The 24028-nt window shown below is 55.1% G+C and carries 17 protein-coding genes; 5 read left to right on the top strand and 12 right to left on the bottom strand.

All coding sequences use genetic code 11. The features are described from left to right. On the top strand, positions 1–753 hold a 753-nt coding region (locus AABZ39_18125; GenBank protein MEK6796699.1), incomplete at its 5' end, for a PP2C family protein-serine/threonine phosphatase. Here AABZ39_18125 and AABZ39_18120 read toward each other — a convergent pair. The 7 genes from AABZ39_18120 to AABZ39_18090 form a co-directional block, all read right to left on the bottom strand. Then, on the bottom strand, positions 750–3014 hold the full coding sequence (locus AABZ39_18120) for a TIM-barrel domain-containing protein (protein MEK6796698.1): 2265 nt from the start codon (positions 3012–3014) through the stop codon (positions 750–752). The two genes, AABZ39_18125 and AABZ39_18120, sit on opposite strands and share 4 nt — an antisense overlap. Positions 3015–3075: 61 nt before the next feature. Then, positions 3076–4671 carry a tetratricopeptide repeat protein gene (locus tag AABZ39_18115; GenBank protein ID MEK6796697.1) on the bottom strand — a complete coding sequence of 532 codons (1596 nt, stop codon included), beginning with the start codon at positions 4669–4671 and terminating at the stop codon, positions 3076–3078. Further along, positions 4649–5620, bottom strand: a complete 972-nt coding sequence (locus AABZ39_18110) for a radical SAM protein (GenBank protein ID MEK6796696.1) — start codon at positions 5618–5620, stop codon at positions 4649–4651. The genes AABZ39_18115 and AABZ39_18110 overlap by 23 nt, the downstream gene beginning before the upstream one ends. 24 nt (positions 5621–5644) lie before the next feature. After that, positions 5645–8389, bottom strand: coding sequence for a DNA polymerase I (gene polA, locus AABZ39_18105; protein ID MEK6796695.1), 2745 nt, complete (start codon positions 8387–8389; stop codon positions 5645–5647). Between the two features lie 16 nt (positions 8390–8405). Continuing rightward, a complete protein-coding gene (locus AABZ39_18100; protein ID MEK6796694.1) occupies positions 8406–9995 on the bottom strand; it encodes a peptide-binding protein in 1590 nt (529 codons plus the stop codon). A 248-nt stretch (positions 9996–10243) separates the two neighbouring features. After that, the gene (locus tag AABZ39_18095; protein ID MEK6796693.1) at positions 10244–11782 is read right to left on the bottom strand and encodes a PEGA domain-containing protein; all 1539 of its coding nucleotides are present in this window, start codon (positions 11780–11782) and stop codon (positions 10244–10246) included. Between the two features lie 3 nt (positions 11783–11785). Next, positions 11786–12460 carry a hypothetical protein gene (locus AABZ39_18090; protein ID MEK6796692.1) on the bottom strand — a complete coding sequence of 225 codons (675 nt, stop codon included), beginning with the start codon at positions 12458–12460 and terminating at the stop codon, positions 11786–11788. 237 nt (positions 12461–12697) lie between these two features. On the opposite strand from AABZ39_18090, the gene AABZ39_18085 reads away from it, so the two are divergent. Both AABZ39_18085 and tilS read left to right on the top strand, forming a co-directional pair. Next, entirely contained in the window at positions 12698–13315 is a 618-nt protein-coding gene (locus tag AABZ39_18085; GenBank protein ID MEK6796691.1) for a MarC family protein, read from the top strand. A gap of 1 nt (position 13316) precedes the next feature. Continuing rightward, positions 13317–14696, top strand: coding sequence for a tRNA lysidine(34) synthetase TilS (tilS, locus tag AABZ39_18080; GenBank protein MEK6796690.1), 1380 nt, complete (start codon positions 13317–13319; stop codon positions 14694–14696). A gap of 18 nt (positions 14697–14714) precedes the next feature. Here tilS and AABZ39_18075 read toward each other — a convergent pair whose 3' ends face one another. The 3 genes from AABZ39_18075 to AABZ39_18065 all read right to left on the bottom strand — a co-directional run bounded on the left by AABZ39_18075 (position 14715) and on the right by AABZ39_18065 (position 20120). Then, positions 14715–16454 (bottom strand): hypothetical protein, encoded by a 1740-nt coding sequence (locus tag AABZ39_18075; GenBank protein ID MEK6796689.1) that lies wholly within the window; start codon positions 16452–16454, stop codon positions 14715–14717. 100 nt (positions 16455–16554) lie between these two features. Beyond that, positions 16555–17493: a hypothetical protein gene (locus AABZ39_18070; protein MEK6796688.1), complete on the bottom strand. Its 939-nt coding sequence runs from the start codon at positions 17491–17493 to the stop codon at positions 16555–16557. Continuing rightward, positions 17490–20120 (bottom strand): hypothetical protein, encoded by a 2631-nt coding sequence (locus AABZ39_18065; GenBank protein MEK6796687.1) that lies wholly within the window; start codon positions 20118–20120, stop codon positions 17490–17492. The genes AABZ39_18070 and AABZ39_18065 overlap by 4 nt, the downstream gene beginning before the upstream one ends. A gap of 201 nt (positions 20121–20321) precedes the next feature. Here AABZ39_18065 and AABZ39_18060 point away from each other — a divergent pair, with 201 nt between their 5' ends. Both AABZ39_18060 and AABZ39_18055 read left to right on the top strand, forming a co-directional pair. After that, a complete protein-coding gene (locus AABZ39_18060; GenBank protein MEK6796686.1) occupies positions 20322–21455 on the top strand; it encodes a uroporphyrinogen decarboxylase family protein in 1134 nt (377 codons plus the stop codon). A 104-nt stretch (positions 21456–21559) separates the two neighbouring features. Beyond that, a complete protein-coding gene (locus AABZ39_18055) occupies positions 21560–22594 on the top strand; it encodes a hypothetical protein (protein ID MEK6796685.1) in 1035 nt (344 codons plus the stop codon). Positions 22595–22611: 17 nt separating this feature from the next. Here AABZ39_18055 and rlmN read toward each other — a convergent pair whose 3' ends face one another. After that, on the bottom strand, positions 22612–23637 hold the full coding sequence (rlmN, locus tag AABZ39_18050) for a 23S rRNA (adenine(2503)-C(2))-methyltransferase RlmN (protein MEK6796684.1): 1026 nt from the start codon (positions 23635–23637) through the stop codon (positions 22612–22614). A gap of 7 nt (positions 23638–23644) precedes the next feature. Then, entirely contained in the window at positions 23645–23902 is a 258-nt protein-coding gene (locus AABZ39_18045) for an FmdB family zinc ribbon protein (GenBank protein ID MEK6796683.1), read from the bottom strand. Positions 23903–24028 lie beyond the last annotated feature (126 nt).

Genomic DNA, 24028 nt, shown 5'->3' with positions numbered 1-24028 from the left:
GACCTCCAGATGGCGGCGAAAGTACAGCGGGGACTCCTTCCCGCATTGCCGACCGCCGGGCGCTACGATGTGGCCGTACACTACGAAGCATACTCATATGTATCCGGCGACTTCTACGATTTCTACACCGACGATAACGGTGCGCTCACCGGTCTGGTCCTGTTCGACGTATCCGGTCACGGCGTTTCCTCAGGTCTTATCACCACGCTCGTACGCCCCATACTCTACCGCATGTTCACGCCGGACACGAGCGTGCCGCTCTCCGAAGTGATAGCAAAGGCGAACAGAAGCATCATCAAAGCGAAAGGCGATGTGGACAATTACCTTACCTGCATCATGCTCCGCTTTGCCGGTGAGGAGATACAATATGTCAATGCGGGGCATCCCGATCTCATCAGAAAAGATTCGGCGAATGGCATTGTGCCGATAAAAAACGATGGCACCGCAGTGCAGGGTGCGTTCATGGGCCATGAAGGGATGATCGAATTCTTCGAAGAGACCAATCACGAATATCGTTTTGCGATGAAGAAAGGGGATACCTTCCTGCTGTTCACCGACGGTCTTATCGAAGCGAAATCACCCGACAAGACCGAATTCGGCATGGAAAACATAAAACGTGTCCTTGCCGAAGCACCGTCGAATACTACCGCAGCGGAATTGATAGCGCGCTTTGTCGATGCGGGTGAACGACACCGCAGCGGGGCGCCGCTCTCCGACGACATCACGATAGTCGTTGTGAAGGTGCGCGCCTAAAGCAGCGCTATCACCGTGAGCGGCGTACTCCGCGACGCATCCTCCGGCGCGACGACGACAAGCTCCCCTTTCGTTTCGTCATATGCATACGCATCGGCAGCTGTCTCTTTGCCGTTCACCGCGACCGCACGCGGCCGTTCATCGATATGCATCACCACCGCATACTGACGCGCTTTCGGCATCCCGTCATAATCGCCCTTGCGCGGCTCAATGGTCACGGTTATCGCGCTCTCCGTCATCGAACATCGCATCTCTGTAACGGAGATCTTCCCGTCGCGATACTGATAGCTTATCCCGTCATCCTCGTACATCGTGAACGAGCTTTCGCCCGACGGATACACATCGACGGTCACGGTCTCGACAGAACGCTGCCCGACATGGTCCATGAGGGGATACTGCGGTATGATGGCGCCCGCACGGATGAAAAGCGGTCCGCCACGTTCCTTCGGCACTTCGCAGACGATATCCTTCGGCCCCGTATGCATGACACCGGTCCAGAGGTCCATCCACTGTCCTTCGGGGAGATGCATCTTGTCGGTGAACGCCGCAACAAGGAAGGCATCGCCGAACAGGTATTGATTGATGAGCGAATCGCCCGCCGGGTCGTCGGGGAAGGCGAGCGGCATTCCGCGCAGTATCGGCATACCCGTCCTTTCGGCAATGTGCGCCATCGAATAGATATACGGGATGAGGCGATAGCGCAGTGACGCATAGAACTTGAATATGGGAAGGAGCGTATCGCCGAGGAGCCACGGGTGGCGCCAATACGCCCAGCTGCACACCTGCGACCACGGCTGCAGAAAACCGAAATGAATGCCGGCAGGAGTGAACACATCCATATCACAGCTCGTGTTCACGTGTCCTGACATGCCGTGATTGATCATCGAGATAAGGGGCTTAGGCCCGCCGCCGGTATCACCCGCCCATGTCGCGCTGAACTGCTGTATACCCGTGTAGCCGCCCGATGAGTACACCATCGAGCGGTGCTTCGTATGGTCGACGAAACCGTTATGCATCTGCTTGTTGAGTATGGCCGGATAGAGATTGTGCATCTCCTCGTCGTCCATGCCGTTGCCCCATTTCCGGTCGGGGTGTTCATTCACCTGGAGCGCACCGTCCAATTTGAACGCGGACGCCCCGTCGTCAACGAATTTCTTCAGATGCTCGAACCAGGGTATTTCCGGTTTCGTGAGCTTATCCATGAGCGTCGGGCCGTGGCCGAAATTCTGGTCCTGTTCAAAATCATCTTCGCTGCGTTTTTCGGCCTTCACTTCCAGCCGTGATGTATCGATGTCGCCCTGTGCGCGGCGTTCTTCCTCGAAGCTCAAGTCATAATCGGAGCAGAGCCACAGGCTCACCTTGAAACCGAGCCTCCGGGCCGCCCCCATAAAGGTCTGATCATTGCCGCCGGAGACATCGCCCTGCTTTCTCACCCATGACGGTATGGCGAAGCGCTCCGGATGCCAGTCCTTATCGATGGAATAATCATAGTACTTCGACATCCACCCCGGCTCAAGGCCGATCACATCGCAGGGTATGCCTTCGCGGCGGAGATTGAGGCAATCATCCACCATTTCACGCGCGTTCGCCTGCTGATTGCATACGAAGGTCAGTCCGTACGCCCAGAGCGGGAGCAGCTTCGGGCGGCCCGCGATGAACGTGTAGCGGTCGAGGAGCTCGGGGAGCGTAACGCCCGCAAAGAGAAAGATATCCAATTCGCCGCGACGTCCCCAGAAGCGGAGCGCATCATTATCCTTATACCCCGCGTCGATGTAATGCTTCCATGTCGTGTTGAGGAGCATGGCCCAGCCGTTGGTGCTCATGAGAAATGGTATCGGAACGTATGATGCAACGTTCTTCACCCACATCACCGTGCGGAAACCGCGCTTCTGTATGCGCTCTCGCGTGACATCGCCCATCCCGTAGAGCTTCTCATCCTTTGTCAGCGTACACTGACCGCCCCAGCCATCGTCGGTACCGGACCAGAGCGATGTACATTCCCATCGCACACGGCCGTTCAGAGAAAGCGATATCCCTCTGTCGTCGATGCAGAGCGTTGCCCCGCCGGCATCGATGATGGTCGCACCGCCCTCGGTGCGTACCGCTGCATCGATCGAAACATCATTCTTCAGTATACCGTAGCGGGTGAGCGCTGGCTCCGTGAAATCGCCGGTGCGGCTCAGCCGTACACGGAATGAATGTGCGGTGAGCGCCGTTACACGTATGACCCCGTTCTTCGTCGATATATCATGATGTGCCATGCGGCCCTCCGGGATCACTGTCGGCGAATAGTATCGTACGGAACAACGATGTCAATGGGGGTCAGCGCCGGTTCACCAGTGCCTGGAACGCGGCATGCCCGCGGACGCTCGTAAACGCCGGGTCCGCGGCAGCCCGCTTCGCGAACGCGCGGTCGCGCTTTATCGCTTCGGAAAGGTAGTCGAGCATCTCGGCTATCTGCCCCGGGGTGCTCGTGAGCTCTGCAAGAAGATAGTATACGTGCGGATCATCACAACGCCGCTCAAGCGCCTTATCACAGGCATCACGCGCCTCGTTCGTCTTACCGAGCGCTGCGAGCACACGCCCTTTCCCGAACCATGCCAGCGGGTTCTCATTGCTCACGCTGATCGACCGCGCATAGTGTTCGAGCGCATCCCCATAGCGCCGCGTACCCTCGTACAGTCCCGCCGCATACAGCCAGCAGTCCGCCCGCTCGGGATCGATCGCGGCCGCTTTCCGATAGGATGCAATGGCGTCGTTCGTCCGGCCGATGACCGTCTGCGCTATCGCAAGGTTGTTCCACGACCAGAAATTGCCGGCATCGATGCGGTTCGCCTCGGTATAGGCCTTTACCGCCGCTCCATGCTGCTTAAGGAGCTGATGAGAATAGCCCTTATTGAACCACACCGATGATGAATCGGCGGATATCGCTATCGCCTTGTCGAAAACGGGCAGCGCTGCGGCGAATTTTTTCGCATGCATGAGATCGGCCGCATTCGTGGCATATTCGTACCAGGTGATCATGGAAAGTATCCGTTCGACCGCGCGGGCGTCCGGGCGATACCGCGCTCGAGACGCATCGTCATTGAGCGCCCATTCGCAGCCGAAGCGGTTCTCGCGCAGGAACGCGTTCCAGTCATCATCAAGCTGCGCTACGCCGCCCGGATAGTACCGATCGGCGAGAGCGGTATCGGGCTCCATCCCCATGCGCGTAAGCATCGAGGTGAATATCTTTGCACGGGCCGGGTCGACGAGAAAAAAGAACACGAGCGACCATGACAGCCGATACGGCTCGTAGCCGCTGTTCTGAAAAAGCAAACGGCTCTCTTTCTGCCCCATGAAATTGGTGATATGCGGAAGCTGCCTGTCACCGGCACGAAGGGAAAGATTATTGAACGTCACCTCCGACGACCTCGGGTCGAACACGACGACGCCGCCGAATTTCATGCGCTCGAAGAACACGGCAAGCCCCTCGTTCGCCCACAGCGAGAGGGACGGGAAGAGCCGCCTGTTGATGAGATGGCATATCTCGTGCACCGTCGTCTTGAACGCCTCGTCGCGGTCGGCGCGCGCGGGGTCCCAGACTATTACCGCATGCTTTTTCGCATCATAGTAATACCCGTAATCGGTGCCCCCGGGATAATCATCCTCCTTGAGCTGAAAGTCCTTATACCGGCTGAAATCGCCGAACATGATGAGCGTTATCGGGTACGGTTTTCGGACGCCGAACATGACGGAATACGCCTCGCTCAGATCGACAAGGGCGTTACTGATGGACGACAGTTCATCTTCGGTGAGCGAAAGATATCTCTGCTCTATCGTTATCGGCTGCGCCGAACAATATCCGGCGGAGAGGATGAGAAGGACGGCCGCCGCCGATACCAATATCCCGATACTACTGCTTGAACGGCATGTCATTCTTGAAATCCGGGAAATAGACCTCATTGCTCCCCAACTCCTGCGCGAGGATATGCGTGAACCCGAGCGACGAAGCGTATTCTATCACATCGTGGTATTCCTGTGCGGTGACCGTGCGCGCGAGCGGCGGGTGTTCTGCCGCGCGATGCTTCGGCGCATATTGGCTCATGAGAGAGAGGGTTGCATCCTTCATCCCCGAATCGGAAAGCCAGAGCAGGAGGTCATAGCTCCCGGCGATATCATCGGGCAGCACAAGATGACGGATGATGGTGCCGTGTCGCGCCACCCCTTCATGGACCTCGAGCGCGCCGGTCTGGCGGTACATCTCGCGTATCGCCGCACGGTTAGCCGACACATAATTCTCTGCGCCCGAATACTTTTTCGCGAGCGCATCCGTGCTGTACTTGGCGTCCGGGAGATAGATATCGATGATGCCGTCAAGGAGCCGCAGCACCGGAACGGAATCGTAGCCATTGGTATTATAGACGAGCGGAAGGTTCATGCCGCGTTCGCTCGCTATCGCTACCGCCTCGAGCAATGGATAGAGATAGTGCGTCGGCGAGACCAGATTGATATTGACCGCGCCTTTCACGGCAAGGTCGTGATACCGCTCGGCGAGCATATCCGGATCGACGATGGAGCCCGCGCCCTCATGGCTTATCTGATGGTTCTGGCAATATACGCAGGCGAGATTGCATCGCGAGAAGAACACGGTGCCCGATCCGCCCTTCCCGACGAGCGGCGGCTCCTCGCCGAAATGGAGCGTGTGCGATGATACTTCCGCATTGCGGAAATTTCCCGTTGTCCTGCATGTTCCGCGAGCGCCGGCGACACGATTGACGCCGCACCCATGACCGCAGGATATGCAGGCAGTGAGCATGCGGGCGAGCGACGGAAGCATCGTCCGTATCCGTTCATGTCGTTCTCTATGCGATGGCGCACGCAGCATGCTGCTCTCTCAGTTCGAGTGTCCTCAGTGTATATCGCCCCAATTCTCGCCGACATGCACCTGCGCGATGAGCGGAACGGAAAGATGCATGGCATCCTCCATGGCATGTTTTATCAGCGCCGCGACAGCATCGGCGGACCCCGTCGGCGTCTCGATGACGAGTTCATCATGCACCTGCATGATAACGTACGCATCCGGATGACGTGCGGCAAGTTCGCGATCGCAATCGGCCATGGCTATCTTGATAAGGTCCGCGGCGCTCCCCTGCACCACCGTGTTCACGGCGATACGCTCCGCCTCGGCACGCAGTGTCGCATTGCGCGAAGCGATGTTCTCTATCGTACGGCGGCGCCCCATTATCGTCTCCACATAGCCCTTATCACGCGCACCGTCCACGGCAGCCTGGGTGAAATCCTTCACCGATGCGTACATCGCGAAATAGCTTTTTATGAATTGATCGGCCTCCGCGCGGGATATACCGAGCTCTTTCGATAATCCGAACGGCGTCTTCCCGTAGACAATGCTGAAATTGATTATCTTCGCGACATGCCGCATCGACGGGGTTACGTTCTTCTCGGACACCGAATACAGGCGCATCGCCGTTTTTCTGTGGATATCCTCGCCGGATGCGAACGCATGCGCGAGGGCTTTGTCACCGCTCACATGAGCGAGTACGCGCAGTTCTATCTGCGAATAATCGGCGCTGATAAGGGACGTGCCCTCGGGCGCACGGAACGCCCGACGTATCGAACGCCCCTCCTCGATGACCGGTATGTTCTGGAGGTTCGGGTCGCTCGACGAAAGCCGCCCTGTCGCCGCCACCGTCTGATTGTAGCTCGTGTGAATGCGTCCGGTAGCCTTGTTCACGAGCGTCGGCAGCACATCGACATAGGTGTTCTTCAGCTTTGAAAATGTCCTGTGCTCCATGAGATGCCGCGCGATCGCATGCTTTTCGGCAAGTTTTGCGAGCACTTCCTCGTCGGTGGAATATCCCGTCTTCGTCTTCTTCCCATGCTCAAGCTGCATATGGTCGAAAAGCGTTTCCGCTATCTGCTTGGGAGAGCCGAGATTGAATTCCTTCCCCGCCTCGGCGAACACCTTCTTCTCGAGCGATGCGAGGCGCTTGCCGTAGTCGTCGGAAAGCTCCGCGAGACGTCCGGTATCGATGTACACCCCGCGATATTCCATGCACGCGAGCACCTTCACGAGCGGCATCTCAAGCTCAAAGAAGAGTTTCTCAAGATCGCGCTCCGTAAGCTTCGGTGCACAGTACTCGTAGAGCCGGAACGTGATGTCCGCATCCTCGCAGGCGTATTTCAGCACCGTATCTAGATCGACATCGAGGAGCGTCTTCGTCGCATTGTCGGTGATGTCCTTGTACTTGAGCGTATCGTATCCGAGATATTCCTTCGCGGTGAAATCCATATTGTGATACCGCTGTCCCGGATTGATGAGATAGGACGCTATCATGGTATCAAAATAGATATTATCGAGCGATACTCCGACGGCGCGGCAGACCTTGTACTCGAATTTCAGGTTCTGCCCGACGATGCGTATACCCGGCGCGGTCACCGTCTTCCATACCATAGCAAGCGTCTTTTCGCGATCGAGCGGCGTGCGCCCCGAGAGATCGATATAGAACGCCTCATGCGCCTTCATACTGAACGAAATGCCGATTATCCTCGATGCGAACACATCGAGTCCCGTCGTCTCAAAATCCATGGCAAAGAATCGCTTCGCCGCAAGGTCGGCAAGGAGCGATGAGAGCATCGCCTCGTTCTCGATGAGATAATAATGCACCGGCGGTACATCCGCCTTCGGCTTCTCCACTGCCGGGGGTATGAACTTTTCCGACTGAGCCGACTCGGATGATGCCTCGTTCGGCACAGCAGCACTTGAACCGCCGATGAACACTTCTACCTTTTTCCGAATCGCGCGGAGCTCAAGGCGGTCGAGTATCGCAAGCGTCTGTGATACATCCGCCGCCTGTTTCTCGAACGCGCTGTACGGGAGACCGATATCGATATCGCGCTTTATTGTGCACAGCTCGCGGGAGAGATACGCCTTCTCCCTGCCGTTCACGAGCTTTTCCTTGAGCTTTCCCTGTATCACCTCTATGTTCTCATACACGCCGTCAAGCGATCCGAAATCGGTGATGAGCTTCAGCGCCGTCTTCTCGCCCACGCCGGGAACGCCGGGAATATTGTCCGATGCATCGCCCATGAGCGCAAGGAGATCGATGATGCGCTCGGGGTACACGCCGCGGCGCTTGAACACGCCCTCACGGTCGTACTCCACGAGATTGTTCTCCCTGTCGCTCGCGATGACGACGGTATTATCGTCCACAAGCTGCATCACGTCCTTATCCGGCGAATAGATGATGGTGCGTACCTTCTCTTTCTTATTGAGCTCGGCGATGGTGCCGACGATGTCATCCGCCTCAAAATCGTCGAAACGGAGCTTGGGAAGATGCATCGCATCGATGAGCTCGTAGAGGAGCGGGATCTGCGAGCGGAGGTCCTCCGGCATGCTCTCGCGGTTCGCCTTGTATTCGGGGTATATCTTCTGGCGGAACGTATCGCGCGTGGAGTCGAGGGCTATGCAGGTATAATCGGCGGGGTATTTCTCGATGAGCGAGAAGTACGTCCTCAGAAACCCGAATATCGCCGATGTGTTCTCCCCCTTGGAATTGACGAGGGGGTTCTTCAGCATGATATAGTAATAGCGATAGATGATGCCGAACGTGTCGATGACGAGGAATTTTTTCATCGATACCGCCGGGACATCACTTCTTTATCTTCCACGCGAGCATACCCGGATAGAAGTCGAGCCCTGCCGGCGACAGCTCGATGCCGGTAAAGCGATCATCGATGGCAACGAGCGCGTTGCGCGCCCAGAGGAACGTGTACGGACATTCATCGTTAAGCACCGCATGCACACGCCGATATATCGCTGCACGTTTCGCCTGGTCAAATTCGCGTATGCCCTCATCACAGAGGCGGTCGACCTCGGCATTGCGGTAGCTGTAGTAGTTGAGCCCTTCGGCTATCTCGCGGGAGTGGAAAAGCTGCGTAGGATCGGGATCGATAGAAAGGCTCCACCCGAGCAGGCATGCGGTGAATTGCTTGCTGTGTATCTTCTTGGTATACGCCGACCATTCGATCTTGTGCAGATCGAGCGTTACTCCGATCTTTGCGAGATTTTCCTTAAGGAGGATGAGCGTAGCCTCCCCCTCGGTGGACGATTCGCCGTAGAGTATCTCAAACCGGAAATCGATCTTTTTCCCGTTCACCGATCTGTCGAGTACGCCGTCCTTGTCAGAATCGCTCCAGCCGGCGGAGGAGAGCAGCGCAGCGCTTATTTTCATATCGAACGGATACGCCCGCACCGCTTTATTGTACGCCCACACATCAGGATGGAACGGCCCGGAAATGGCGCGCGCGTGACCGTGCAGTATGCTCTTGATGACGGCATCGACCGGCAAGGCATGGGACATCGCCTGACGTACGCGCTTGTCGGTGAAGAACGGATTGGACCCGTCCATGTTCCATCCGATATAGGAAAAGGAAAGAACCGTGTATTCAAGCATGTGCGAACGGCGGGTGATGGAGGCATCTTTTTTCGCACGCTCCCACTGCTCGGCATTCATGGAATTGAAATCGATATCACCCCTCTTATACGCAGCGAGCCGCACCGCATCATCCTTGATCACCTTGAAAATAATGCGCTCTATCGCCGGGTTATCGCGAAAGTGGTTCGTCACTTTCGCGAGCGTAAGCTGCTGCCCCGTCTTCCATTCGACGAAGCGGTACACGCCGGTACCGATCGGTGCGCGGTTATAGGGATTGGATAGAAAATCCACGTTCTGGAATATATGCCTGGGTATTATCGATATGCCCCATGACAGGAGCGCCGGGACGAACGCCCGCTTATACGTTGCCCGGAACGTATGGTCACCAAGGGCTTCAGCCTTGACGACATCGAGAAAATCCGCGCGCTTGTTCATCGCTTTCGACAGGGGGTCCATTATCTTCTGATACGTGAACACCACATCATGCGCCGTGAATGGTTTGCCGTCATGCCATGTTACATCCTTCCTGAGATGGAATGTGTACACGAGATGATCGGGCGATATCTCCCATCGCTCGGCAAGATCTGGTATGACCGTAAGCGTCTTATCAACGGTAATGAGAGAATTGAAAACATGCCCGTACACCGCCGAACCGTATGCCTCGCTCGATGTCACCGGATTGAGCGTCACCGGCTCAGCGGGAAGCGATGTGATATACCATGCAGGGTGTGACGACGCCTGCTTCCTGCAGCCGGAGAACAGCACAACAATAACAAGAATAAGCGCGGTAACATTATATTTCATTCGCATGCCTCACATCGAACAGATTGGGGGATTATACCGTTCACGGGTAAAAATGCAATGAAATGCGCTTCGCGGTTTGTAACTTGCTATTGCGGGAAAATAAACCACCCGTTCGCTCCGCTCACTCGATAAACACAGATGAACAGATCAGAAGGGGGGGTGGGCATTGTTTTTTCGCTTCTATCTGTGTTCTCGGTGTTTATCTGCGGCAAATTTTCCACCGTACTTACATATTCACTCACCGGAAGCTAAAAGCGAAGCGACACCCGTATTCCCCCGCCGTCCGGACGCGGGACATAGGCGAGATCGTATACGGGAAAATCATAGCTCGTTATCCATATGACATAGGACACGCTGCCGATGAGCGCCGCAACCCCGGCTCCGACGCCGACGCCTATCGCTACCGAATTCCAAAACTGTGAATCGCGGTACTCCGGCATTGACTGAACGGAAGCGGCCGGCAGCGAATGGTTCTGCACATATGTACTCGCGAAATCGAAGCGCTCCTGCGAATAGATGTACGCCCCCACCGCGCATGCGCCGAGCGCCGCAGCTGAACCGAAGAAAAGATACGTGTTGCGTTCCCAGTTGAAGAAGAATTCCGCAACGCTGTCCGCGACCGGTATCGGCACGGGGCGTACCGTGAATGCACGGCGATTGGTCGATGCGATGGAGAATGCCGCGTGATAATCGCGATACCCCGGGGCGATCACCTTCATCGCATGCGATCCGAAGGGGATATCGGCACTTATGGACGTTCCCTCGCCGCGGAAATATCCGTCGATATACACCCGTGCATTGGTCAGCGGCGTCGTGACGGCGACCGCCCCGACCGACCGCGACGGCTCAAGGGTGAACGAAAGCCGCGTTGCCTGCTCGCTCGTACGGAAAACGATATTCTTATCGACGGCACGATAGCCGTCCAGTTTCATGACGATGTGATGCTTTCCGAGCGTGACCGTCGACAGCGTGATCCCATCCTCCACCTTGCCGAGATACACGCCGTCCAGATAGCACATGGCCTCGCGCGGCTCGGCGGTGATGACGACGTTCGTGGTCTTCTCGCGCGCCGAAAGCCGTATCGCCACTTCGTAGCAGAACAGCGGCAGTATCTCATCGATATCCGAGTCATCGACGACCATGCGCACCGTATGCGCGATGCGGCTGACACGCCGAAGCACCGTTGCGGATAATTCCAGCTGATACCCGTTCTTCGCAATGTCGCCGTAAATGAAGACATCCGCACCCCGTTTCGCGGCGACATCCTCGGGGTTCATTCCTGCCGGGGAGGAAAGCAGTTTGCCGTACACCGACACACGCCGCACGAAGCCGTTATTCCCGCGAATGATGATACGCCTTCCCTGGAACGGCACTATCGTTTCATTCGTCTCAAGCAGGACCAGCTCCGGGTTGCTCTCGCCGTCGACGGCAAGGATGGCCTTGTTCGTAACGAAATTCGTCGTGAGCACATGGTTCGAATTCGTCGTCACCACAGGGATGAGTATCCTGTTCAGATTGTTCGTATAGAGTATGAGATCATTGGAATGGATGACGAATTCACGCATCATCTCTATCTGTTCGGCGATCTGCTCAGGCAGCGTCGCCCCGAGATATCGATAATTACGGTCACCGGTGCGGTTGCTGAAGGTAAAAAGTTCGACCGTCACCGCCGGGGGCACGGTATGATACAGCTTGACCGTTTCCTGCAGGGGCTCGGGCTTTCCCGCGAACGGCACGAGAAGCGAGGAGCACGAACAGGCGATAATGAGAACACGGGCGATGCTCACCGATCACTCCGTCACGAATGCGCGCACCGACGCCTGCGTGAACGCCGCGCGGAACTGCACATCCATATTGGTCTTGCCGTCAGGAGATATCCCCGTCATGGGCGGAAGCGTGAGCGTGAGCATATCAACGAGCGTATCCGGTTCGGGGAACACGAGATAACTGAACACCGTCTCTCCCGGCGCAACACGATCATCGGTCATGCAGCGAATGGGACCGAATTCATTGGTGTACAAAAGCGCACGATTCGTACCGGTAAAGAGCGGGCGATAGCGGTCCTGCATATGGGTATATTGCGGGAACGCCTCTTTAAAGGAAAGAAGTGAATAGGCCTTCTTCGGCACCGTCCCGGCCTGCAGGCGCGCATCACGGGACACAAGGAGCGTGGAGGGGGATGCGTTGGAGATAAGCATGAGAAACACGGTGATGAGCGGCTTACGCCGGTAGAAATCCCGCGCATAATCCGCCGGGTTTCCGAGGTGTTCCGCTTCATATCGGTGAAGCGGCCGGACGGCGACCGTGAGCGTCCGCGAAGGGTCCACGAACACCACGTTCGAACCTTCCATGCGCACGGGAGGTATCGGCGAGAGCGAACGTACCGTAACTTCCCGCGGCACACATGCGCCTGCGGCAAAAAGTGCACAAAGGCAGAGGAAGAGTATGCTTTCCCGTACGCTCATAGTAGGAGCATAGTATCACGGCTCATCGATTTTGTACAGTAATTCGTGGCGCCACACGTCACAAAGAAAGATGGAGAAAACCACGAAAAAGAAAGAACGGATCGAAGACCGGGGGGAATCGTTCCCATTTCGTGTGTTTCGTGATCCTCTTCTTTCGTGTTTATCCGGACAGCGTATGCCCTTTGTTTCTTGACAATACGACCGTCATCACTATAATGGTACAACGAGGGAACGTCAATGCGATCCAATGCCGCTCAGTACATCATGCTGTCGCTCTACCTTCTTGCGCTCATCAACCCGATAAGCAAGGTATTCTTTCTGTCCTCGATAGTGAAGGGGCGCGATCATTTCAGGAAAACGACCTCCCTCGCCGTCCGGTCATCCGTCATCGCGCTCATCATCCTTTTCCTGTTCACGATAGCGGGGAATATCATCCTGACGAAACTCTTCCATGTCGAGATATATTCGTTCAAGATACTCGGGGGCATCGTGCTCTTTACCATGGGGTATCGCGCGCTCTCGAAGGGCGCGTTCTTCGAGACCGACGAAAGCACCAAGCTCCTCGACCTTGCCATCATCCCGCTCGCCTCCCCGCTCATCGCAGGTCCCGCGACGATAACGGGTGTCATCTCCTTTTCCGCGCAGTACGGCATACTGCCGACAAGCCTTGCCATGGTCATCGCAGTGGCCGTCAACTGCGTCATCATGCTCTTCTCCGGCATCATCAGCCGTCTCCTTGCCTATTACCACCTCATCGGCGCGTTGATACGCATCACGGGGCTCATCGTCTCGACGATGGCGGTACAGATGATATGCGACGGCGGAGCGGCATGGTATCATTCCCTTACGCACTGATATGAATACGCAGAACGATCCCCTCCGTGCCGTTGAAGCCTCGCTGAAAGAACGGCACATCTCCGAGGGAACGAATGTCGGCATTGCGCTTTCCGGGGGCACCGATTCAACGGCGCTCTTCCATATTCTCTGCGAGCTTCGGCGCACGCATCGGTTCTCCATCACCGGATTGCATGTCAATTATCATCTTCGCGGCGAGGAATCGGATGCGGATGAAGCGTTCGTGCGCGAACTCACGTCAGGGAACGGCGCGGCGATACTTGTGGAAGAGGCTTTTCATACGGATGCTGACGAACGCAACATTCAGTCCTGGGCACGGCGGATACGATACGGTTTTTTCTCGCGCGCGGCGCAGGCAGCGCGGCTTTCATTCGTGCTCACCGCGCATCATCGCGATGATCAGCTTGAGACGCTCTTCGCACGACTTATCCGCGGCACCGGAACGCGCGGCATGCGCGGCATTCGACGCCGATACGACTTCATTCTGCGCCCGCTCCTTTCCGTACCCAAATCCGCAGTTGATGCATACATCCGTGACAGGCATATCCAATGCAGGCACGACTCATCGAACGCAAGCGGCAAATACACCCGCAACCGCATCCGCGCCGCGCTCATCCCGGCGCTTCGGAAGATCGACGGCTCCTGTGACGAACGCATCCTGGCCTTCGCGCGGCTGGCATATGAGCAGCATCGCGCGCTTACCCGCTGCATTGCCGAGCTCTACCCCGGTACGATACACGATGACGATGAGCACTGGCTCGATATTTCGGCATTGTCGCCGATACCCGCACATGCCCGAACGGAGATAATCCGCACATTCCTCTCCGCATGGAGCATCCCCTCTCGACGCGCCATCGAGAACGTTATCTCCATCATCGATTCATCGAAACCGAACATAGCGGTATCATGGCGCGGCACGACGCTGATCAAGGAATACGGCCGGCTTTTCATGTCACGTTCCGGAATGGCGGAACCGTTCGACCAAACGCTTGTGCCCGGCTCGAACCCATTCCCGTCGGGGGAAATGATCATGCAGGCAGCCGCGCGCACCGGGAATGAAGACCTTGAAGGAGCCGCCGTTCACTTCGATGCCGACCGTATGCCCGCCGTCCTGCACGCGCGATCACGCCGACCCGGGGATACGATAGCCGCATACCCGAGCGGCATGCACAAGACGGTGAAAGACATATTCATCGACAGGAAAATTCCCTATCGTCTGCGCGGACGCATTCCCGTCATAACCGGAGAGAACGGCACACTTCTCGCGATATGCATGGCCGCATTCGGCGCGGGGCCGAACATCTGTGCAAATTCCATCGCCGTACAGGACGATACATCCACTGTCGGATCTATAATCGTTATTACAGCCAAAGGCACATAAAAGACGAACGCCGCTTCTTTATTCAAGCACCCGAACACGGGAATAGAACACGCCTTCACGCTCGATATCGAGCTTGATAAGGTACAGCCCCATCGGCGCCATGACGAGATTGTCCATTACGCCGTCCCAGCGGATCACGCCGCCGGACACGTACTGTGCGCCGTTGACAAGCGTTCGCACGAGAACACCGTTCTTGCTATACACACCGGCGGTCACCTTTCTCGTATCCCCGAAATTCATGGTTATCGTCGTCTGATACAATTCCGGTTTATTGCGGCAGATGACCATCGGAATACACCGGTACTTATCGGCATTTTCGCGCTCGCCGTAATATACATCGCCGAACGTGAAATCATTGGAGCCGACAAGCCCGCCGACCGTGACGACATTGGTCCTGACAACGAGAAGATATTTCCCGACCGGAACCGTGCCGGCATATTTCCCGCTGAAGGCATACACGGAACCGCCTGACCAACCCGACTTCCCCGCCTCAAAATTAATGGCGATATCACTCCCGACCGTATTGCGGAGCACCACTGCCGGCGTAAGCGCCGTCTGCATGTTCGTAAAGTAATACACAGCCCCCTGTATATCAGAACCCTTCAGCACCATGCCCTGATTGGATATATACAGCGCTTTCACGAATGTGCCGTATTCCGTAATGTCCGGGGTTATGGTCACATTTGAAGATGCCGGCAGGTCAACGTCATAATCCATGCCGCCTGCCCAGATAAAACCCCGCTGCATGATGCGCTTCCCGGCCGGCGTCATCATGAATACATTGGTAAGATGTCCGCAAATGAACATGCGGCCATTGTTCGCCCACGCATTCGCTGAATTCCGGAAATCGCGGAATTCAACGGACTGACATATATTTGTATTCGTGATCTTATCATTTGTCCCGTAGGTATAGGAAATATGCATATCGAGCATTGAGCCATATGCAGGATTCCCGCCGGAACTTGATCCCGTTGAACTCCACCTGCACAGGCCGTTCGCCCAATCAAGAAGCAGCACATTCGTGTTTTCAAGCCGTGATATGAAGCTGTTCGTATTCGTAAGCCATATCTGCATACTGCGATAGTAACCAAGTCCTTCCCACGATAACGGATACATGTTGTGCAAAACACGCTCAGACGATGTCTGACCGCCGTACGTATTCCCGGAAACAATACCGCCGCCGCCGCTGCCTGTCCCGGAGAAGACCTCCTGCATTTGCGACATATAGATCCGATAATTCGTGATGATATTCGTCCCGTAATTGCTCACATACTCGTGGTTATGCACTATCACATCGTAGGACCATTTATTCGTCGGCACCGAGGAAATGAGATCGTAATCGAAATTGAGCGTCGACCGTATGAAATCCAGCGTGCCGCCGACACCCCCGTATACCCCCACCTTCATGAGGTATACCGCATTCGGCACGTTCGTAAAGAACGTGTCGCTCTGCCGATACCTGCTGAAGGGTACCGGCGGACGTCCTTCCGGTATCTGCATGCCGCAGAATTTATTGTAATTATAATAGACCATGGCATTGGTCGGCTTTGCCGATGTCCACAGGGTATAGGTGAACAGGAGATACTTCGCATTGCCGGCATCGTCGGTAAGCACCTTGCAGGGCTTCGGGTAGGTATATTCACCCATGACAACGCGTATATCCGCGCCGCTTTTATCGTTCAAAACACCAACCAAGTCGCTGATATCGATCATCGCTGCGCAATTCGTACGGTGTATACTGGCGGTCTCATTTATCATGTATTTCTTTCGGTTCGCGAACCCGTTCTGCCACCACTGGGGCACCGCGGCATACGCAGATGCGATCGCACCGGCGAAAAGGGCGGCATATATTATCCGCCTAGAAGCGGAATGTCGTTGACACATAGATATCCCCCAGAAAATCGGGCGTATTGAATTTTATCTGATAGGCGGCATCGACGGTGAATGCCTGACTGATATGGTAGGACAGGCCGACAGCGAATATCTGGCTCTGTATGATATTGAAAAGCCGGAGCGAGCCGTGAAGATCGAGCAGATACGGCAGTATCATCCAGGTATATCCAAGATCGAGTTCATATGTATCGCCGGAACGATTGAACGCATAGATGAGATTGACCATGAAAAAATGCTCCGGAGTGAACGAGAAGTTATGTGAAAAATTCACCGTGAGCGGCAGGCTCAGGTTGGTGCCGAACGCAGGCGGGAGATTGGAGATGATACCGAGCACCTGGATATTGTTCACGGTCAGCGAACCGCGGACGCGCTCACTCGCGGAATAAGAAAGTGAAAAATTAAGCCCAACGACAAACGGATAATTCGTCGAATAGCTGAAATTCGTCCCGAACTCCTGATAGTTCACGCTGGCCCCGTATACGGATACGCTCATGCCGGCGAGAAATCCATTCAAAATACCCTTCAGGTTCCAGCCGGTACCGATCCTCAGCGCATACTCCATATATCCCGTATCGTCCATGAACCAGTCGGCACCGAACGCCATGCCGAATGTACCGGGAAAGATCGGGACCCCGAAACCGGCGGCAACATTCGCCGACGGAAACAACCCTAGGAACGGGCTTCTCGCCGTCACCTGCATTATGAAATTCGAATAGTCGCCGATATTCGCCGGGTTGAGATACAGCGCATCAAGATCGCGGGAAACGCTCGCATTCGCCCCCTGCAATGCGCAGGAACGGGCGGAATAAAGATTGGCGAACTCATAGGGAGTACCGTATCCCGGCACCGTAAGAAATGCGGCGAACAGTGCGCCAAACGCTGTTGTAAGGATGTGCCTTTTCATGTTCGTGACGTCAGCCTTACGAATACCGTCGTATTATTCCCGCTCCTCGTCGCGCCGCCGCCAACGCCGCTGCCCGCATACAGGAATATCTCGTTGCGCAAGCCGGCGATTATCGCCCAGCTCTTGTCGACCATATCGAGCTCTTCAATGATGGTTATCTTCTCATAATTCTCAAGCGGATTATACTGGCTTGAGCTCGCAAAATACTGTATCCCGTGGTAAAGCGTCGTCTGTTTGCTCAGCGCAAGGCCGAGTTTATACATGCCTGCAAGCGTCTTGTCGTTCTTCGTAAGCACCGGCGCGACCGGATAGTAATACACATCGATAAGGTACACAAGGCCGCCGACCTCGAAGGTAAGATTCTTGAACAGCACATCAAGCACGGGTGTCTTCTGGAACAGCGTGCTCACCACCGGCTTATAATTGAGCGCGGCAAGAAGCCCGGAGCGTACCGAAATACGATTGTTCATGTTATGCTGGATGTTCATCTCAAGGTGGGTTATCCCCTGCACCGAGACATCCTTGACCGGCACGGTCGCAACGTTGAAATAGAGCTCAAAGACATCGCTGTCACGATAGTTCAACGGATCGAAAGCCACGGCCGAGCCGCCGATGAAGCTCACCGATGCCGGCGAAACGTCGTCGATGATACCGTCCCATGTCTTCTTGTAGTTTATCTTCGCGTTCACATCGAGAACACCGCGCTCCTCGTAGTCATACACAAGTTTCGCGCCGAACATGCCGGATACTATATCCGGGCTCGAGGGAAGGTCCTCATATCTCCCGAACGCGGTCCCGACCAGTCCCTTGAAGATCTTATATGACACTTCCCCGCGCACACCCTCAAGGTTCTCTCGATAATTATAATCAGGAAGAAGATCATCCTCGTTCTTATCGATGAACCCATTATTGTTGTAGTCATCGCCCTCATTGAAGATATCCGGGAACACTTTGAACAGGAGAAAATCCTCAAAGTAGTCCGGCACAAGGTTCAGGTTCTTGTCATAGTAACTGGTCGGCGACTCATACGGCTGTACATATCCGTCATACACGTAACGCATCCACGGGGTGTAAAAATCGTCATTGTCATTATCCACCACCGCGTATATCCACCTGTTCACGAACCGGGACTCCCAGTTCGTTCGGCTCGTTGTAAAAAGATCGGTGTGATAGTCCGGCGCACACCGGTAGGCCGCACCGAACAGTGAAAGATCACCCTGCGCTTTCGAACCCTGAAGGTAGAAGGCGTTCGCGAACGTATAGCTGTACTCCGCGTTCTTGCGGGGCGCCTGCTGAATACCGAGGTTGAAGAACAGCCCGCCTTTGAACTTTATGCCGAGCAGGTCGAACTCGCTTTCCAGTCCGAAATTGTGGTTCGCCGAGGGGAATCCGTAATTAAAGGTGTATGTTTTTAAATTCGAAAAATCGCGGATGTTGTGCCGGTCCGATGAGAGCACAAGCAGCGGGGTATATCCGTATTGTTCGGAAACGGTGCGGACGGGCAGCGTAAGGGCCGGGTTAAGGTTCATATCGAACGCGGTAGTGATATTCGGGACCGAGCCGGTACCGTCGCGAGTATAGTTGAGTACGTAGAACGAATTCGCGAGCGACAGGCTTATCTTGATGAGATTCGTCGTCGTTATCCCGGCAAGCGGTATGGTCAGCCGATATCGTTCGCCCTCATCGATCCGAATGTACTTTTGACCGCGATTATCATTGTCATACCCGACGCCGAGATCACCAAGGGTCAGGATATCGAGCGACATCGTTGTCTGTCCGCCAAAATCGATCGAGCCGCCGTAGAATGCGGAGAAGTTCTTTCCATCCGTCGATTTATACGGCATGATCTCGAGGATAATGTAATCGACGCCGTATACATTGTTCGTCGCTGCATTCGTGGTCAATGAAGCACTTCCGCGGAATATATCCGACTGGGCAAAAATATCGTAATGCGACAGCATGCTCCACGAGAGCGTCGTCTTGGTAAATTTCAGCACCTCGTTGTTCACTACTTTCAGGAAATCAAGATCCACTTTGCCACCCGCAAGCACGTTCATCTCATCGCCGCGAATGTGCACATCGTTCTCGCCGACATCCGGCGGATATGAACTCTTATAATACGACGACAGATTCGTCGGTTCGGCGGAAAGCAGGGAAAGCACCCCCTCCATCTGAAAAATATCCTTCTTTCCGAGTGTCAGCCACAGGCCGTCGATACAATTGTTCCAAAGCACATACCGTGAATATTGCGTCTTCCTGCCGTTCTCCCTGAATTCCAGTTTAAAATCAAGATCGAAAATAAGCTTGTCGGTATAGGTGACGATACCCTGAAACCGGTCCCAGAACAGCGTTTCCGTCTTCCATAAACCGATGACCGCGCCGAAACTTTCAGGACCGGTCTTGTATATCGATCCAAGATTATTGGTAGCCGTCGTACTGTAGCTGTATATGTCGTAGACGAGCCTCGTCGTGGAATTATTCGGACCGATGATGTCCCCGAAGGCATTGATCCAGTAGCGGCCGCCGTCATCGCGCCCATTGTTGGACATCATCGTATCGCCGAAAGCGACCGACGCTGCCGCTATCAATACTGTCAGTACGGCGCGGAATTCGCGGGAAGCGACCATTCATTTTCCTTGCAATTCGACCCCGTTGACCGTGGTACCCGACGGGGGCATATTTGGTTACTTCATTAGTATACGACAAAACGGCTTTTTTTGTCAAGGAGGATATCATGTCAATACGGCATATTTCACATCAACACATCGGTAGCCGACGAGCCGAAAGGGATGTATAATTGGCGTATTATTCAAGTCCGGAGGGAAACGATGACATCTCGAGAACGCCTGCAGAAGACACTTCGGGGAGAGATACCGGACTGCGTGCCGGTGGCCCCGGATTTCTCAAATATGGTCCCGGCAAGGCTCACCGGCAAACCATTCTGGGACCTCTATCTTTACAATGATATCCCTATATGGGAAGCGTATATCGCCTGCGCGAAGCATTTCAATATCGATTCGCTCATGGACGGCTATTTCCCCCTTGTTTTTGAGGAAGAAACGGATAAGCGCCCCTGGGAGTCCTTCATCGTCTTCAGGAACGACGAGCGTATCGTAACACAGCGCTGCCTGAAAGAGAACGGCAAACGCATCTGGGCGGACTATGTTTCCGTGTACTATCGCGCCGATTCCCCGACGGGGCATGTCGCCCCGGAAAAGATAGACCTCCCTGCGACACCGACACGATTTGAGCCGGTGGAAGGAGTAAAACCGGTCGACCGCGGGCCCGAGGGGCTGAAACGCGTGAAAAAGCTCATGGGCGATCAGGGACTCGTCGGTGTATGGGGAGGAGCGAATACCCCTGCATTCGGCGATGAAGCAGGCATATATCGCTATTACGATAACCCCGATAAACACGAAGCATGGGCGGAAGAGCGGGTGCAGCGCGCAGAAGCACGAATGAACCGAATACTCGCGCTTGAGGAAAGACCGGATTTCATCTGTGTCGGCGGTTCCGGCACATTGGTATTCAACACCGTAGAGATGGTACGGAAGGTCTCACTGCCGTCGGTGAAGCGCGTCATCGAAATGGCAACAAAAGCAGGTATACCCACCCATGTCCATTCCTGCGGACCGGAAGCCGAACTCGTCAAGCTCATGGCGGAAGAGACCGGGCTTACCATCATAGACCCGCTTGAGATAGCGCCGATGGGGGACTGCGATCTCAAGGAACTGAAACGGAAGTATGGGAAAAAGCTGACACTGAAGGGCAATCTTCACACGACCGATGTCATGCTCAAAGGGAGCAAAGATGATGTGATACGCGCGAGCAAAAAAGCCATCGATGACGCTGCCGAAGGCGGACGATTCGTTCTTTCCACCGGCGATCAATGCGGACGCGACACGCCGTTCGAGAACCTTCATGCCATGGTGGAAACGGCACGCACCTATGGAAAGTATTAGCATCGCTATGTAGTTTTCCTTACATGATGCTTTTGGTGTCATCCCGCCGCTTGCGTACACATCACTTCCGCTGTATTGTGTGGTTATAAACAGCGGAGTTGCCAATGCCGAAGAGCACCATTTCAGGACCGGTCTTTCGTTCCCGGGCTATCGTGCTCACGTTCATTCACCAATGGATAGTGCTGTACTCCGCTTTTGTTTTTCTCTTCATCACATCCTGTTTCTATCAGCAGGAATTCAGGGACAATCCCCTCGACCCGCTTGCCCCCTCGTATATCCCGGCGAGGACATGGAAACTTGCACGCGCATCGGGGGATTTCTCTCCCCGTTCGGGACATGCACTTATCGTGTTCGGTAATGAATTGTGGATGCTCGGCGGTTATGACGGAACGACATACCGTAATGATATATTCAGGTCCTCTGACGGCATTGCATGGAATATGATGGGCAATGCACCGTTCAACGGCCGCGCAGATTTCGGGTATACGGTGTTCAATGGAAAGATATGGGTCGTCGGCGGTCAGACGAACGGCGGTATTGCCAAAGATGTCTGGTGTTCTGCGGACGGCATTACATGGGTACAACCGTCATCGAGCGGTCTGCCGCCGCTGCGCGGCTGCGCTGTCGTCCCGAAGAACGGTGCCATGTGGCTTTTTGCCGGTGAAACGAATACCGGCATGTACACCAACGGGGTATGGAGCAGCATAGATGGGACGAGTGCCACATCACACGGCACGAGCATCAGCGCACGCGCACTTTTCGGCTATGCGCTGCACAATGACAGCATTTGGGTGCTCTGCGGATACAATGGGTCGTATATCGCTGATGTGTGGAAAACCGACACGACAACAACGGCACAAGTCCCCGCCATAACGAATGCCCACATCGCACCGCGAAGCCGATTCAATGCGGCATCGTTCAACGGACAGATCATCGTTGTCGGAGGAGAGATCGCCGTGAGCACATTCACGAACGATGTATTCCGTTCACCGGACGGGACGAACTGGTATCTCGTGACCAATGCACCGTTCTCGCCGCGCGGCGGCTACGGCATGGCGGTGTTCAAAGGAAAGCTGTGGCTCATCGGCGGTCAGACGAACGGCGGCGGTTATGCGAATGATATCTGGTACGCATACTGAACATCATACCGATCGGATCAATGCACGGACCCTGCGAGCTGCCCGCATCCGGCTCCGATATCCTGGCCATGTCGGAATCGCTCCATCACATCGATGCCGCCGCCCTCCAGGATAGAGCGAAAACGTTCTATCGATTCAGGTGTTGGCGTCTTGAAATGGCGTACGGTCAGGATCGGGTTGTAGGGAATTAAATTCACCTTGAACGCGAACCGCCGGCGCAAACGCATGAGTCGATACGCCTCATTGACGCTGTCGTTCACGCCGTTGATGAGCACCCACTCGAACGTGAGCATGCGCTTCGCATCCTCTACATACGCCTCGAGCGTGTCAAGCAGTAACGGGAGCGGGTATTTGCGGTTGATCGGCATGAGCTTCGAGCGCACGCTGTCCCTGAGCGAATTAAGGGAAACAGCAAGCCGGATGTTCGATTCGAGCGCGCCGAGGCGTTCAATGCCCTTTATTATCCCCGCGGTGGATATCGTAACATGTCTCGTTCCCAGGTTGAACCCATCTTTGCTCGTAAGCTCCTTTATCGCCGGCATGACGTTCTTCATATTGAGGAGCGGTTCACCCATGCCCATAAAAACGACCGAGTTCACTTTTTTCGCATGACCGCGAAGCACGGTGAACTGCGTAACGATCTCCTCGACCGTGAGATTACGGCGGTACACCGCGCCGGTAGCGCAGAACGCGCAGTGGAGCGGACACCCGACCTGCGATGAAAGACAGAACGTAACACGTGTCCCGAAACGGAGTATCACCGCTTCGATATGGGCACCGTCGGTCAGCTCAAAAAGGAATTTCTCGCTCCCGTCATGGCTCGTGAGCGTCTTGACCACCGACATGCGGCTCAGATAGAACGATTCCTCGAGCGCGCCCCGAAGCGACTTCGGGATGTCGCTCATCTCGCTGAAGGATATCGCATGCTTGCGGTATATCCAATCCTGTATCTGCTTTGCGTGATATTTCGGGGCGTTCTGTTCGCGGCAGAACGCGAGTATATCGTCTTCGGTGGCGGAAAGTATCGGTCGTTTCGCGGGCATATCCGCGCTACTTCTTTTCCGCAGCGGCAGGACATGTCTTGCACGCTTCGGGCGAACATGGTTTCGCATCGGATGAGGGCTTTTTATTCTTGTAATCGTTGACGTAAAATCCGCTGCCCTTGAATATGATACCGGTACCGCCCGATATAAGCCGCTGCGCCGGGGCACCGCATTGCGCGCATTTCGACACGGTATCCGCGGTTATGGGCTGGAACAGATCGAACGTATGACCGCAGGATGTACATTTGTATTCGTAGGTAGGCATACCGCACTCCGGTGTCGGGATTATCGATGGAATAGTATACAAAAAACGGGCGAAAAATCAAATGACACTATGCACCCAAATCCTCACATAAGGATAAAGAGAAACCACGGAGATCACGGAGAAAAG

The organism is Spirochaetota bacterium (assembly GCA_038043445.1).
Taxonomy (GTDB): domain Bacteria; phylum Spirochaetota; class Brachyspiria; order Brachyspirales; family JACRPF01; genus JBBTBY01.
Note: the sequence above shows the minus strand (reverse complement) of the source record. Positions and strands in the feature narration are given on the sequence as shown.